The organism is Streptococcus sp. Z554 (assembly GCF_053010305.1).
On the sequence record NZ_JBRKNV010000007.1, the window covers coordinates 38,905 to 54,485 of the forward strand.

The following is a 15,581-nucleotide window of genomic DNA, read 5'->3' on the forward strand; positions in this document are numbered from 1 at the left end:
CCTCCGCACAGTTGAGTAGGGCTGTAAAAGCTGATGAAATCAGCGTAGTAGAGCCCACTCAGGCACTGCGTCTTGATCGAGAATCCAAAGACAATTGAGAGGCTAGGACTTTTGTCCCAGCTTCTTTTCTAGGAAGTTGAAATGAAGGAGAAAACATGAATAAAAAAACCAGACAGGCCCTCATAGGTCTTCTGATTTTCCTACTTTTGTCGGCAGGAAGTTACTACATAAGCGAAATGCAGGCTTCAAATGCCACACCACAAACACAGGTACAGCAGAAGTCAGGGTCACCTGATACTCCAAGTCAAAAATTGGCCGAGAGTATACTGACTGATTCGGTAAAAAAACAAATAAAGGGGACTCTTGAGTGGAATGGAGCAGGAGCCTTTATTGTCAATGGGAATAAGACTAATCTGGATGCAAAGGTTTCAAGTAAACCTTATGCTGATAATAAAACGAAAACTGTGGGTGGGGAGACGATCCCAACTGTAGCCAATGCCCTTATGTCAAAAGCAACCAGACAGTACAAAGATCGGGAAGAAACGGGGAATGGTTCGACTTCTTGGACTCCAGCAGGATGGCATCAGGTCAAAAATCTAAAAGGAACTTACAATCACGCAGTAGATAGAGGACATTTATTAGGCTATGCCTTGATTGGTGGTTTAGATGGCTTTGATGCATCTACTAGCAATCCTAAAAATATCGCTGTACAAACAGCTTGGGCCAACCAAGCACGCGCAGAAGATTCAACAGGACAAAACTACTACGAAAGTTTAGTTCGAAAAGCCTTGGATCAAAATAAGCGCGTACGTTACCGTGTCACATTGCACTACGCTACAGAAGAAGATTTGGTTCCTTCTGCATCTCAGATTGAAGCCAAATCATCTGATGGTGAATTAGAGTTTAATGTCGTAGTCCCTAACGTTCAAAAGGGAATTCGATTAGACTACCGGACAGGTAAAGTAACCGTTACAAATGACTAATAAATAGGTGGTCCCTTATCTTTTTAGATAGGGGATTTGCTACTAAAATCGTAATTTAATGTGTAGAAAATAAAAAATATGGTATAATAGTCACAATTATATTTTTTAGGAGAAGGAAAATGGAAGACCCGAGCAGTCAGAATTTGTTACTGCAATTTGTATTATTAGTTGTTTTGACCTTTTTAAATGCTTTTTTCTCAGCAACTGAGATGGCTATGGTTTCTCTTAGTCGCTCACGCGTTGAACAAAAGGCTGAAGAGGGTGATAAGCGCTATATCCGTTTACTAAAGGTACTTGAAAACCCCAATCACTTTTTATCAACCATTCAAGTTGGTATTACTTTAATTACAATTTTGTCAGGGGCTAGGTTAGCAGATTCTCTTGGAGAATTGATTGCTTCTTGGATAGGAAATAGCGAGACTGCGTATGCAGTGGCTTCTTTCTTATCACTTGCTTTTTTGACCTATATTTCTATCGTTTTTGGTGAACTTTATCCCAAACGTATTGCTCTTAATCTAAAAGATGCCTTGGCAATCCGAACAGTACCATTTATTATCGCTCTCGGTAAGATCGTGAGTCCCTTCGTTTGGATGCTATCCGCATCAACCAATCTCTTAAGTCGTTTGACTCCGATGACATTTGACGATGCAGATGAAAAGATGACTCGGGATGAGATTGAGTATATGCTGACGAAGAGCGAAGAAACCTTGGATGCTGATGAAATCGAGATGTTACAGGGGATTTTCTCACTAGACGAGCTTATGGCGCGTGAAGTCATGGTTCCTCGAACAGATGCCTTCATGGTGGATATCCAAGATGACACTCAAACGATTATCGAAAGTATCTTAAAACAAAACTTTTCTCGCATTCCTGTCTATGATAATGACAAGGATAACGTGATTGGTTTGATTCATACCAAGAGTCTGCTTAAAGCAGGGTTTACTGATGGTTTTGACAATATCGTATTGAGAAAGATTTTACAGGAACCACTCTTTGTACCTGAAACTATTTTTGTGGACGATTTGTTAAAAGAACTAAGAAATTCACAAAGACAGATGGCAATTCTTCTTGATGAATATGGAGGAATGGCTGGTTTGGTCACTCTCGAGGATTTGCTTGAAGAGATTGTTGGTGAAATTGATGATGAAACCGACCGAGCTGAAGTCTATGTCCATACCATTGGTGAGGACACCCATATTGTCCAAGGGACAATGACTTTAAATGACTTCAATGACTACTTTGATGTAGAACTTGAAAGTGACGATGTGGATACCATCGCTGGTTACTATTTGACTGGTGTGGGAACCATTCCAACATCAGAGAAACTCAGCTATGAGTTAGATAGTGGCAACAAGCATATCACATTGACAAATGACAAGGTGAAAAACGGCCGTGTCACCAAGCTTAAAGTTCAAATCCAAGAACTTGAATCAGAAGAAGAAGCCGAATAAAACAAAAGCTTTATCAGAGAAAACTGATAAAGCTTTTTTGGGCATTAAAACTAAAAGACTCCATCAGGAGTCTTTCTTTATTATAGAGGCGGTAGACGGATTTGAACCGACGATCAAGCTTTTGCAGAGCCGTGCCTTACCACTTGGCTATACCGCCTTAACTTTTATTATTATACCTTGAAAATTGTTTCTCGTCAATAGTTTTCTTTTCTGAAAACATAAGATTCAAATGTTTAAAAAAACATGCGACAAAATATTCTGAAAATTCGTTTACTTTTTGAAAAAACTGTGGTATAATCTTCAATATCTACAATTTAAAACGAGGAGTTTATAAATATGAAAAAAAGTCGGATTTTTGCAGTAGCAGGCGTTGCCCTACTTGCTACAGGTGTTCTTGCGGCTTGTGGTTCTTCAAAGTCATCTAATGATGCAGAGGCTCCAAAAGCTTACGGTTATACATATACCGCTGATCCAGAAACTTTGGATTATCTTATCTCAGGTAAACAAAGTACAAAAGTGGCTACTTCAAATGGTATTGATGGCCTATTTACAAATGATAAATATGGGAACCTTACACCAGCAGTTGCAGAAGACTGGTCTGTATCAAAAGATGGTTTAACTTATACTTACAAGATTCGTAAGGGAGTAAAATGGTTCACATCTGATGGTGAAGAGTACGCAGAAGTAACTGCTAAAGACTTCGTAAATGGTTTGAAACACGCAGCTGATAAGAAATCAGCAGCAATGTATCTAGCAGAAGACTCAGTTAAAGGCCTAGCTGACTATGTAGCTGGGAACAATAAAGATTTTGCATCAGTTGGTGTCAAAGCAGTCGATGACTACACTCTTGAGTATACTTTGAATAAACCTGAGCCATATTGGAATACGAAAATGGCTTACTCAATCTTCTGGCCTTTAAATGAAGAATTTGAAAAATCAAAAGGTGAAGACTTTGGTAAAGCAACTGATCCAACTTCATTGCTTTATAATGGTCCATTCTTGCTTAGAGGTTTGACTGCTAAGTCATCTATCGAATTTGTGAAGAATGAAAACTATTGGGATAAAGATAATGTTCATTTGGATACTGTAACTCTTGCTTACTACGATGGTTCAGACCAAGAGTCACTTGAACGTAACTTTACAAGTGGAGCTTACAGCTATGCTCGCCTTTTCCCAACCAGCTCAAACTTCTCAAAAGTAGAAGAAACATACAAAGATAATATCTACTACAATCCACAAGGTCCTGGTATCGCTGGTTTGGGTATCAATATTGACCGTCAAAGTTACAAGTACACTTCAAAAACTACTGATGAAGAAAAGACTTCTACTAAGAAAGCCCTTCTTAACAAAGATTTCCGTCAAGCTTTGAACTTTGCCTTTGACCGTACTGCATACTCTGCTCAACTTAATGGTGAAAAGGGAGCTCCTCTTGCTGTTCGTAACCTCTTTGTAAAACCAGAGTTTGTGTCTGCTAACGGTAAATCATTTGGTGATATGGTAACTGAAAAAGTTGCTACTTATGGTGATGAGTGGAAAAATGTAAACCTTGCTGATGGTCAAGATGGACTCTTCAATGCTGAAAAAGCTAAAGCAGAACTTGCGAAAGCCAAAACTGCTCTAGAAGCAGAAGGTGTGAAATTCCCTATCCATATTGATATTCCAGTAGACCAAACATCTAAAGGTTACATTGCTCGTATCCAGTCATTCAAGCAATCAGTTGAAACTACACTTGGAACTGAAAATGTAGTGATTGATATCCAACAAATCACTACAGACGAACTACACAATATCACATACTACGCAGCTAACGCAGCTGCAGAGGATTGGGACCTTTCAGGTGCAGTTGGATGGAACCCTGACTATGAAGACCCATCAACTTATCTAGATATCTTGAAAACAACTAATAGCGAAACAACTAAGTCTTATATGGGATATGACAACCCATCTAGCCCAGCAGTTGCTCAAGTTGGTTTGAAAGAATATGATAAATTAGTTGACGAAGCTGGAAATGAAACAAGCGACCTTGCAACTCGTTATGAAAAATACGCAGCAGCTCAAGCTTGGTTGACAGATAGCTCACTCTTCCTTCCTGCTATGTCTTCAAGTGGTGCAGCACCAATTATTTCTCGTGTTGTTCCATTCTCAGCGTCTTATACTCAATCTGGTGATAAAGGTTCAGATGTTTACTTCAAGTACCTCAAGTTACAATCAAATACTGTAACAACTAAAGAATATCAAGAAGCTCGTGAGAAATGGCTTAAAGAAAAAGCTGAATCAAACGAAAAAGCTCAAAAAGAATTAGCGAGCCACGTTAAATAAATAATGCTCATCAGAACTTTCTCTCCAAAAGGAGAAGGTTCTTTTGGGATTTTAAAGGAAATAATATGAAAAAATATGTTTTTATGCGTATCTTGCGGTCGTTAGTTTCGATCTTTTTAGTAACGACCTTGATTTACACAATCATCTATACGATGGTTCCACGGAAGTTGATCTTCAAACAAGATACTAACTACAATAAAATTGCAACAACAGCTGATAAACGTGATAACTATGAAAATACCGTTTTTGAGCGTATGGGGTATATCGAATATTATGATACGAAAGAGTTGCAGGAAAAAGCTAGTAGCATTGACCCTTCTGTAACCGTTGATGCAAACGATACAAATAAAGCTATCTATGAAAAATATATCCAACAACTTGGTAACGGTTGGACTTTAGGTCAGTTCACTGAGAGTGGTCAATTCTATGCGACTCGTGAAATCCCTATTTTCGAGCGTGTGTTCAAATTCTATGCAAACTTGCTTGATATTGACCATACAAATAAGATTCAAGACCCAGAAAATCCTAATTTAGAGCGTTATTTGCGATTTGAAAATGATCCAGCGATTGGATGGTCTTTGGTAGGTTCAGGGACTAAACATAAATACCTCTTGTACTTCAACAGTCAATTCCCATTTGTTCACCAAAACTTTGTGAATTTGAACTTAGGAGATTCTTACCCAACTTATGCCAATACTCCTGTGCTTCAAGTTATCACACAAGGGCAAGGACAAACCAAGACTTCTGAAGTTCAATTCCCAACAGGCAAGAAAACTTCATCAGTCAATATCTACTCAAGAACTTATAAATCTCCAAGCCAAGCCGATGCACGAGAAGTAGCGAACTACGGTAAAGATGATCCATATACTGCAACTGAAAGTAACTATCAGTATCCATCTATGATTACCAGTTCTGCTATTACAGGTTTGATTGGTCTTGCTATTTCATACGCGATTGCAATTCCACTTGGTTCTGCAATGGCTCGTTACAAAAATACTTGGATTGATAGTTTCTCAACAGGAATTTTGACTTTCTTGCTTGCCCTTCCAACCATTGCCTTGGTTTATATCATTCGTTTGATTGGTTCATCTATCGGATTTCCTGATTCATTCCCAATTTTGGGTGCTGGAGATTGGCGTTCTTATGTCCTTCCTGCAGTGATTTTGGGCTTGTTGGGTGCACCTGGTATGGCAATTTGGATTCGTCGTTACATGATTGACTTACAATCTCAAGACTTCGTTCGTTTTGCACGTGCAAAAGGTCTATCTGAGAAAGAAATTTCAAATAAACACATCTTTAAGAACGCCATGGTACCACTCGTCTCAGGTATTCCAGGTTCTATTATTGGTGTTATCGGTGGAGCAACTCTTACAGAAACAGTCTTCGCTTTCCCTGGTATGGGTAAAATGCTGATTGACTCTGTAAAAGCATCAAACAACAATATGGTTGTTGGTCTTGTCTTTATCTTTACATGTATTTCTATCTTCTCATTATTTGTAGGGGATATTTGGATGACTATGATTGACCCACGTATTAAACTGACAGAGAAAGGAGGCAAATAATGTCTACAATTAGTAATGATAAATTTCAATTTGTAAAACGTGATGATTATGCCTCTGAAGCAATTGATACTCCTGCCTATTCATACTGGGGTTCTGTCTTTAGACAGTTTTTGAAGAAAAAATCAACAGTCATCATGCTCGGTATCTTGATTGCCATCGTTTTGATGAGTTTCATCTATCCAATGTTCTCAGACTTTGACTTTAACGATGTCAGCAAAGTAAACGATTTTAGCGCTCGTTACATTAAGCCAAATGCGGAACATTGGTTCGGTACAGATAGTAACGGGAAATCTCTCTTTGACGGGGTATGGTTTGGTGCTCGTAACTCTATCTTGATTTCTGTAATTGCGACCTTTATCAACCTTGTTATCGGTGTGATTGTAGGTGGAATCTGGGGTATTTCAAAATCAGTAGACCGCATCATGATGGAAGTTTACAACGTTATCAATAACATACCATCTCTTTTGATTGTCATTGTTTTGACTTACTCTATCGGTGCAGGTTTCTGGAATTTGATTTTTGCCATGAGTGTAACTACATGGATTGGTATTGCTTATTCAATCCGTATTCAAATCATGCGTTACCGTGATTTGGAGTATAACCTTGCTTCTCGTACGCTTGGGACACCAACATTTAAGATTGTAGTGAAAAACATTATGCCTCAGTTGGTATCTGTTATCGTGACGACTTTGACACAAATGCTTCCGGCATTTATCTCATACGAAGCTTTCCTTTCATTCTTTGGGCTTGGTCTACCAATTACGGTTCCTAGTTTGGGACGATTGATTTCAGATTATTCTCAGAACGTAACGACAAATGCTTACCTCTTCTGGATTCCATTGACAACTTTGGTCTTGGTGTCCTTATCACTATTCATTGTTGGACAAAACCTAGCCGATGCTAGTGATCCACGTACACATAGATAGGAGTAGAAATGACTAATAATAAAAATGTAATTTTATCTGCTCAAGATATTGTCGTGGAATTTGATGTTCGTGACAAAGTTTTGACAGCTATTCGCGGAGTTTCTCTTGAGTTGATTGAAGGAGAAGTTCTTGCCTTGGTTGGAGAATCTGGTTCGGGTAAATCAGTTTTGACAAAAACTTTTACAGGAATGTTAGAAGAAAACGGGCGTATCGCTCAGGGGAGCATCGATTACCGTGGACAAGACCTAACAGCACTTTCGTCTCACAAAGATTGGGAACAAATTCGTGGTGCGAAGATTGCAACTATCTTCCAAGATCCTATGACTAGTTTGGACCCAATCAAAACAATCGGAAGCCAAATTACTGAGGTTATTATTAAACACCAAGGGAAAACAGCTAAAGAAGCAAAAGAAATGGCTATCGACTACATGAATAAGGTTGGTATTCCTGATGCTGAAAAGCGTTTTGAGGAGTATCCATTCCAATATTCTGGAGGGATGCGTCAACGTATCGTTATCGCTATTGCTCTTGCGTGTCGCCCAGATGTTTTGATCTGTGATGAGCCAACAACTGCCCTTGATGTGACGATTCAGGCTCAGATTATTGACTTGTTGAAGTCTCTACAAAATGAATACCACTTTACAACAATCTTTATCACACACGACCTTGGTGTGGTAGCAAGTATTGCTGATAAAGTTGCGGTTATGTATGCTGGTGAAATCGTTGAGTATGGTACAGTTGAAGAAATCTTCTACGATCCACGTCACCCATACACATGGAGCCTCTTATCAAGTTTGCCACAGTTGGCTGACGATAAAGGAGAATTGTATTCAATTCCGGGAACACCTCCATCACTTTATACAGAATTGAAGGGAGATGCATTTGCTCTTCGTTCAGATTATGCGATGAAGATTGATTTCGAAGAAAAAGCACCTCAATTTGCTGTGTCAGATACTCACTGGGCAAAAACATGGTTGCTTGATGAACGAGCTCCAAAAGTTGAAAAACCAGCAGTAATTTCAAATTTACATGACAAGATTCGTGAGAGAATGGGTCTTGTTCATCTAGAAAACTAGGAGGAAGGAAATGTCTGAAAAATTAGTAGAAATTAAAGACTTAGAGATTTCCTTCGGTGAAGGAAGCAAAAAGTTTGTAGCCGTTAAAAATGCTAACTTCTTTATCAACAAAGGTGAAACTTTCTCTCTAGTTGGTGAGTCAGGTAGTGGTAAAACAACGATTGGTCGTGCAATCATCGGTTTGAATAATACCAGTAAAGGTGATATCATCTTTGATGGTCAAAAAATTAATGGTAAAAAATCACGAGCTCAAGAAGCTGAAGTAATCCGTCGTATTCAAATGATTTTCCAAGACCCTGCTGCTAGTTTGAATGAGCGTGCAACGGTTGACTATATCATTTCTGAAGGTCTTTATAATTTTCATCTATTTAAGGATGAGGAAGAAAGACAAGAAAAAGTTAAAAAGATCATTAGTGAAGTTGGACTTTTGGCTGAACATTTGACACGTTATCCTCATGAGTTTTCAGGTGGACAACGTCAACGTATTGGTATCGCTCGTGCCTTGGTTATGCAACCTGACTTTGTTATCGCAGATGAGCCGATTTCAGCCTTGGACGTTTCAGTTCGTGCCCAAGTTTTGAACTTGCTCAAGAAATTCCAGAAGGAATTGGGCTTGACCTATCTCTTTATCGCCCACGATTTGTCAGTAGTTCGTTTCATCTCTGATCGTATCGCGGTAATTTATAAGGGGGTTATTGTTGAAGTGGCTGAAACTGAAGAATTGTTTAACAATCCAGTTCATCCATATACACAAGCACTCCTTTCAGCTGTACCAATCCCAGACCCAATCTTGGAACGTAAAAAAGTTTTGAAAGTCTATGATCCAGATCAACATGACTACGAAACTGACAAACCTTCCATGGTAGAAATTCGTCCAGGTCATTATGTTTGGGCTAACCAAGCAGAATTGGAACGCTATAAAAAAGAAATGAAGTAATCAATAAAGTTTCATCATCTTGCTAGAGCTATTCTAGAAAGGTTATGAAACTTTTTTATTTTGCAGATAAAAACTTGATAATCTATATAAATTTGATATACTAAACACAATAAGAACTAATCTGTTAGAAATGATATCAACTACGGGAGAATCACATGGACAACCAACCAAATTTTTTTACAGGAATGGCTAGAACGATTGGGATATGCCTCTGGGCAAAAGGAATGGAAGTTTTAACTGAAAAAAAGGAATCCGAGCCAGAAGTGTTAGAGTTGACTAGATTTATTCTAGCTTTAAAACTAAGTTCTTCCTTACCAGGGATTCTTGGGCTTCCTAGAAAGGAAGATAAAAAATGAAATTTATTTGGGATATTTTATTTTATATCCTAGTCAAGCCACTGATTATGATTGTAGAATTCATTTGGTATCATATTTGTTTATTTTTTTATGAACTCCTTTTGAATTTGTTATATTCGATTTTTAACTGGATTTATAACTGGCTTTTTAGTTTATTTTAAAAGACTCTGAAATGAATCAAAAGGATGAGTAAATTACTCATCCTTTTTCTATTTATCTAAATCTTTATAGATTTATTGGAATCACTCTTTTTTACCTTTAAGCAAGAAGGCTGCAGTTAAAGCTAGACTGAGACTTGCCATGAAGAGGAGTGGGCTAGACTCTTCTCCTGTAGCAGGAAGTTGCTGATCATATTTAGCAGTTTCGACATCGAAATCATTTCTATTAGCTAAAGGACTTGCTGGCTCTGCTTGAGTTGAACTTGCTTGTTCAAGTTCGGTTTCGGACTTGTAGACGATAGCATAACTAGTCAAATCAAGGGTGAGAAACTCAAGCATTCCATCACGAATCTCGAAATCTTGTGCTTTCAAGTCTTTTTCTGAACTGAAGCGATAGAATTCTTGGACTGGGCCAGAAATTGGTAATCGAACGAGGACAGCACCTTTTGGTTGGATAGGCTGACCATTTTCATTCTTGAGTTGAATCGCGTAGGCATCATATTTCTTGCCCAAGAGTTCTTGCTTCTCTACTTTTTGGATTTCAAGATAGCTTGCTTCACCTAGCTCATTTGCTCCGCTGATGACTTTTACTCCTGTAGCCTGGTCTTTTAAGGCTTTGAGTTTAAACTCAGGAAGCGAAATGCTTGGAGCCGCCTGGTCACTCGCAGTTCCGATAGGTCCAGTGTACTCAGGAATATCTACAATAGGAGCCACCTGGTCACTCGCAGTTCCGATAGGTCCAGTGTACTCAGGAATATCTACAATAGGAGCCACCTGGTCACTCGCAGTGCCGATAGGCCCAGTGTATTCAGGGATATCTACGACAGGAGCCGCTTGATCGCTCGCAGTGCCGATAGGCCCAGTGTATTCAGGGACATCTATGATAGGAGCTTCCTGTTCCCCTGCAGTACCGATAGGTCCAGTGTATTCAGGGATATCTACGACAGGAGCGGCCTGGTCGCTCGCAGTGCCGATAGGTTCAGTGTACTCAGGGACATCCACGATAGGAGCTTCTTGTTCCCCCGCAGTGCCGATAGGCTCAGTGTATTCAGGGATATCCACGACAGGAGCTTCTTGTTCCCCCGCAGTGCCGATAGGCTTAGTGTATTCAGGGATATCCACAATAGGAGCCGCCTGGTCGCTCGCAGTACCGATAGGCTCAGTGTATTCAGGGATATCCACGATAGGAGCTTCTTGTTCTCCTGCAGTACCGATAGGCTCAGTGTATTCAGGAATATTCACGATAGGAGCTTCCTGTTCCCCTGCAGTACCGATAGGCTCAGTGTATTCAGGGACATCCACGATAGGAGCTTCTTGTTCCCCTGCAGTACCGATAGGCTCAGTGTATTCAGGGACATCCACGATAGGAGCTTCTTGTTCCCCTGCAGTCCCAATTGGGTCAGTATATTCAGGTATGGTCACTACTGGAGCGGGCTCATCACCTTTACTTGTAACGACTTTTTCTTCCTCAGGTGCATGTTCACCCTTTGGAAAGACAGTTACAATCGTACTGCTTCTTGTTTCTCCTAGGATAGCATAAGCTTCTATTGCATTGCCAGCTTTGCCGTCCGTAGTTTCAGGGATGTCGATTTCTACTTTGTTATCCTTGATGGTTAGGACAGTTTGCTCACCAGAAGTGACAAGATGATCGTCATCGACTTTTCTGAGTAAGAGAGGGTCTTTGACGCCAGGGAATGTCACAGCTACAGCATCCCAATTACCAGTTGGTAAAGTAAGGGTAACTGTCTTATCTTCCGCCTTAACAGGTTCGAGGATTGGTGTATCTAACGATACTGATGGAGCCTTTAGAATATCGAATGAATCAAGAGAGATTTTCTTTCGACCTTCTGGAGAATCTGGATCCACTTTCAAAGTTAGGACATGGTCACCATCTGCTAGATTAGTGAATTCTCCAATCAACGCTCCTTTTTCAGTAGTTCCGGCAGTGTAAAAGTCAAGGCTTGGCATTTCTTTTCCATCGAGCGTCACAAGTGCCTTGCCAAGGGCAGATGTTTTCAGTCCATAGATACGGATACCTGTACCAGAGAATGGAATTCTTGCAGTTGCTTCAGAAGCGAGACTCTCATCTGCATTAATATCTGCATATTTCTCTGTAGAAGCATAGAGTTCCGCATCAGTCCAGTCTTTAAATGCTGAACCGTATTGGATACGAGAATCACGATCATCTATTTTCTCAACGGTTTCTCCTTGTCCTGGGAAGACCTTGAAGTAGTCTAAGGAAATTTTTGAGCGTTCACTTCCTCGTCCCTTATGTTCTCGTTTAACAGTGATGGTCATGAGGTGAGGGCCTGAAGAAAGATTTGTATAACGACCGATTAGGACACCCTTTTCAGTAGCACCAGCTGTATAGAAATCAAGCTCTCCAACAGATTTGCCATCAATTGTAACATCAGCGAGTCCTAATTGAGAAGATTTGAGTCCGTAGATTTCAATACCAGGGCCATTGAAAGGAATGGTTGCTGTTGCATCCTTATCGGAATAATTTCCATTTGAGATATCGGCGTATTTTTCAGTTCCGCCAAATAGTTCTGAGTCAGACCAATCTCCAAAGGCAGCTCCGTACTGGATGCGAGAATCACGATCGTCCATTAGCTCATTAAAGGCAGAGATTGAAGCCGTATCAGAAATAGGTGTTGAACGGTCTCCTAAAATAGCCTGAACAGTGTATGTATAAGCGTGGCTTGAATCAATAGAACGGTCGATAAAACGAGTTTGATTGGTTGTAAACTCACGTACTGTAGAGGTTTGACTATTTTCATCCCTACTTTCTCGATGGATGACATAATGAGTCGCCCCTTCGACAGCATTGAAATTGAGTTCTGCAGTCGTTGAATCTTTTCGTTGTGCAGTTAGACGGGTGATACGGCCAGGGAAGTTTTCAAAGGTGATGACATCGCCCTTTTGAGTCGCAAGCTGGATGCGATTGTCTTTGATGCGGCTTGCTTGCACTTCCTTACCGTTAACCTTGACGAGGCTAGCTTCGATATTTGGATAGTCTACGACTAAATCCCCACCAACATTAGAAATGAAAGATAGCGTTTCAAGATTCTTTTCTTTCCATTTCATGCTGACTTCAAAGTTTCCACGAGCGACTAAACCTGAAACTTGTCCGTCTTTCCATGCATCTGGAAGGGCTGGTAATGGAGCGATGTAGCCTGTGTGGGATTGAAGGAGCATTTCTGCCATCCCGCTGGTAGCACCAAAGTTACCATCGATTTGGAAAGGCGCGTGTGTATCCCAGAGGTTTTCAAGAGTTGAAGATTTGAGTTGTTCTGCCAACAAACGGTGGGCACGATTTCCATCAAGCAGGCGAGCCCAGAGGTTGATTTTATTGGCCTTAGACCAACCTGTTCCACCATCTCCACGGTGGTTTAAGGTTGCGCGTGCTGCCTCTAGGTATTCAGGCTGATCCTTGCCAAATAAAGTACCTGGGAAGAGACCAACTAGATGAGAAACGTGACGATGGTGGTTTTCAATGCCTTCGTTGGTGAATTGAGGACTGTCTTCTTCGTACCATTCCTTGATTCGATCATCTTGGTTGATATGAAGTGGTTTGAGTTTGTCAAATTTAGCCTTCACTTCGGTAACCAAGTCTTGGTCGACATTGAGATGATTGGCGGCTTCCATATAGTCGTGGAATAGTTGCCAAACCAGAGATTGGTCGAAGGTATTTCCAATCGTGATGGTTCCATGCTCTGGTGAATAGGATGGAGAAGATACCCAACGGTCACTAGATTTGTCGTAGTGCAAGAAGGAATTCCAGAACTTGGTTGTTTCCTTGAGCATTGGATAAATCTTTTCTTTGAGATAGGTCTCGTCCTTGGTGAACTTGTAGTAGTCATAGACGTTTTGCATCATCCAAGCATTGGCTGCAGGAGACCAACCCCAATAATAATCCCAACCTGGAGTTGTCCAGCCAAATGGTGTTGCTTGAGTATGAACCAGCCATCCGTTTTCTTGGCCTTCTTTGGATTCGATCCCTGCATATTCCTTAGCAGCGATACGGCCATAGTAGCGCATGTCATCAATATAATTGATCATTGGCTTAGCCGTTTCCGCAAGATTGTTCATGTAGGCAGGCCAATAGTTCATTTGTAGATTGACATTGAGATGGTAATCTGAGTTCCAAGGTGGATTGTCTACCGCATTCCAAACTCCTTGCAAGTTGGCAGGAAGGGCATCCGTCCGATCACGAGAAGAACTGATGAGGAGATAACGTCCGTATTGGAAGAAGAGCTCTTCTAATTTTTGCCCTTTTTCTGGATTGTAGGTATGTAGAGCTTCTTTGGTAGTTTGGCTAGATTTGTTACCCCCAAGATTTAGTTGAACACGGTTGAAAAGACTTTGATAGTCCTTGATGTGGTCATTTTTTAGAGTTTCATAATCTTTTGCCTTGGCAGCCTCAACGATAGACTTAACAGTTTTCTCTAGGTCAATATCCTTGCGATAGTTGGTTTTTGGATTTTGAGCAAAGTTGGTCTTGGCACTGAGTAAAAGGGTCGCATAGCTGGCCCCAGTGACGGTCAAATAGCCATCTTGAGCAGTGACTTGTCCGTCCGTCTTGATTCCAAGATAGGAAGCAAATTTCAGACCATTGTCTTTAACAGTTCCCTTGAGCAAAATACCATGTGAATCGGTAGTGACTGCCCCTTGTTTATAATTTGAATATTCCCAGGAGTAATCGCCATTCGCAAGTAAATCTTCTGTCAAGCTATTCCAAAGGGTAAAATCAAGGGTCTTATCCCCTTTTTTACTCAAGTGAGTCACGGTAACATCGTCAGGATAGCTAGAGAAGGTTTCGCGTTTAAAGTTTGTCCCGTCCTGGGTATAAGAAGTAGTCGAGATAGCTTCAGAAATATCTAAGCCACGATGATAGTCGGTAACATTTTCCAAGCCTTTCTTTTGGTTGTTAAAGACCATAAAGATATCACCAAAAGATAAGTAACGACCATACTGAGCATTGTTTGGTCCTACGAGGTTACGCTCAGCTAATTGTTTGGCTTTTTGGCGGTTTCCTTCTTCCAATGCTTTCCGAATTTCTGCTAAGACCTTATAACGGTCCTGATAGTTTCCTCCGTTGTAGTCAGTACTATCTGGTTGTGGACCTCCAGACCAAAGCGTTTTTTCGTTGTATTGGATTCTTTCTTCACCGATGAGTCCAAAAACTTTTGCCCCCATTTCTCCATTTCCGACTGGAAGGGCTTGTTTTTCCCAACCGTCATAAGAAGGAGCAGTTGGTTGGTCATAATGAAGTTGATAGTTTTCTTGCTTAGTCATAGGAAGTTCTGGCTTTTCACTCTCCTTATTTTCAGAAGGTTCAGCTACGGCGTTAGCCTCTGATTGACTCTCGGTCTGAGGTGTTTCTTTTTCTGCCTTCATCTCTTTAACAGCTAATTCAGTAGAAGATGGTTTTTCTGTGCTGGGCTGATTTTCTTTGTTCTCTTGAGTTGGCTCCTCTACTTTCGTATCTACTTGAACCGTAGTTTCGCTGACACTTGCTTGATTTTCTTTCACTTCGATGCCATCTGCAGCGACATTCTGTGTTGCAAGAAAAACAGCTCCCAGTAAAACAGAAGCAGTACCAACGGTCAATTTTCGGATGCTATACTTACAGGATTTTTCCCAATAGCTCTTCTCCATAAAAACTCCTTTCTCAAATCTGTAAGCGCATACATTTTCGTGTAAAAAAAATAAGCCTTGCAGAAAGATGTTTCCTTTGTTTTGTATAATCTTAATATAGCAAATAAATCGGTCTAATGCAAGGGTTTTTAGGAAAAACAGTGTTATTTTAC

The 15,581-nt window shown here is 40.4% G+C and carries 9 protein-coding genes and 1 tRNA gene; 8 read left to right on the top strand and 2 right to left on the bottom strand.

All coding sequences use genetic code 11. The features are described 5' to 3' along the window. Positions 1-155: 155 nt before the first annotated feature. Together ACVC7R_RS06995 and ACVC7R_RS07000 are read left to right on the top strand one after the other, a co-directional pair. Complete coding sequence (locus tag ACVC7R_RS06995; protein WP_447264087.1) at positions 156-983, top strand: DNA/RNA non-specific endonuclease; 828 nt, start codon at positions 156-158, stop codon at positions 981-983. Between the two features lie 119 nt (positions 984-1,102). Continuing rightward, positions 1,103-2,434 carry a hemolysin family protein gene (locus ACVC7R_RS07000; protein WP_447264088.1) on the top strand — a complete coding sequence of 444 codons (1,332 nt, stop codon included), beginning with the start codon at positions 1,103-1,105 and terminating at the stop codon, positions 2,432-2,434. An 86-nt stretch (positions 2,435-2,520) separates the two neighbouring features. On the opposite strand, the gene ACVC7R_RS07005 is transcribed toward ACVC7R_RS07000, so the two are convergent. Next, positions 2,521-2,591: transfer RNA gene (locus ACVC7R_RS07005), tRNA-Cys, on the bottom strand. Positions 2,592-2,770: 179 nt separating this feature from the next. On the opposite strand from ACVC7R_RS07005, the gene ACVC7R_RS07010 reads away from it, so the two are divergent. The 6 genes from ACVC7R_RS07010 to ACVC7R_RS07035 all read left to right on the top strand — a co-directional run bounded on the left by ACVC7R_RS07010 (position 2,771) and on the right by ACVC7R_RS07035 (position 9,610). Then, positions 2,771-4,753 carry an ABC transporter substrate-binding protein gene (locus ACVC7R_RS07010; protein WP_447264089.1) on the top strand — a complete coding sequence of 661 codons (1,983 nt, stop codon included), beginning with the start codon at positions 2,771-2,773 and terminating at the stop codon, positions 4,751-4,753. Between the two features lie 65 nt (positions 4,754-4,818). Beyond that, positions 4,819-6,315 (top strand): ABC transporter permease, encoded by a 1,497-nt coding sequence (locus ACVC7R_RS07015; RefSeq protein ID WP_447264090.1) that lies wholly within the window; start codon positions 4,819-4,821, stop codon positions 6,313-6,315. Continuing rightward, entirely contained in the window at positions 6,315-7,241 is a 927-nt protein-coding gene (gene oppC, locus ACVC7R_RS07020) for an oligopeptide ABC transporter permease OppC (RefSeq protein ID WP_447264091.1), read from the top strand. Before ACVC7R_RS07015 ends, oppC begins: the two co-directional genes overlap by 1 nt. A gap of 8 nt (positions 7,242-7,249) precedes the next feature. Beyond that, complete coding sequence (locus ACVC7R_RS07025) at positions 7,250-8,317, top strand: ABC transporter ATP-binding protein (protein WP_447264092.1); 1,068 nt, start codon at positions 7,250-7,252, stop codon at positions 8,315-8,317. A gap of 10 nt (positions 8,318-8,327) precedes the next feature. Beyond that, positions 8,328-9,254: an ATP-binding cassette domain-containing protein gene (locus ACVC7R_RS07030; RefSeq protein WP_447264093.1), complete on the top strand. Its 927-nt coding sequence runs from the start codon at positions 8,328-8,330 to the stop codon at positions 9,252-9,254. Positions 9,255-9,409: 155 nt separating this feature from the next. Beyond that, the gene (locus tag ACVC7R_RS07035) at positions 9,410-9,610 is read left to right on the top strand and encodes a mechanosensitive ion channel protein MscL (protein WP_373075087.1); all 201 of its coding nucleotides are present in this window, start codon (positions 9,410-9,412) and stop codon (positions 9,608-9,610) included. Between the two features lie 242 nt (positions 9,611-9,852). Here ACVC7R_RS07035 and ACVC7R_RS07040 read toward each other — a convergent pair whose 3' ends face one another. Further along, positions 9,853-15,429, bottom strand: coding sequence for an SIALI-17 repeat-containing surface protein (locus ACVC7R_RS07040; protein WP_447264094.1), 5,577 nt, complete (start codon positions 15,427-15,429; stop codon positions 9,853-9,855). Positions 15,430-15,581 lie beyond the last annotated feature (152 nt).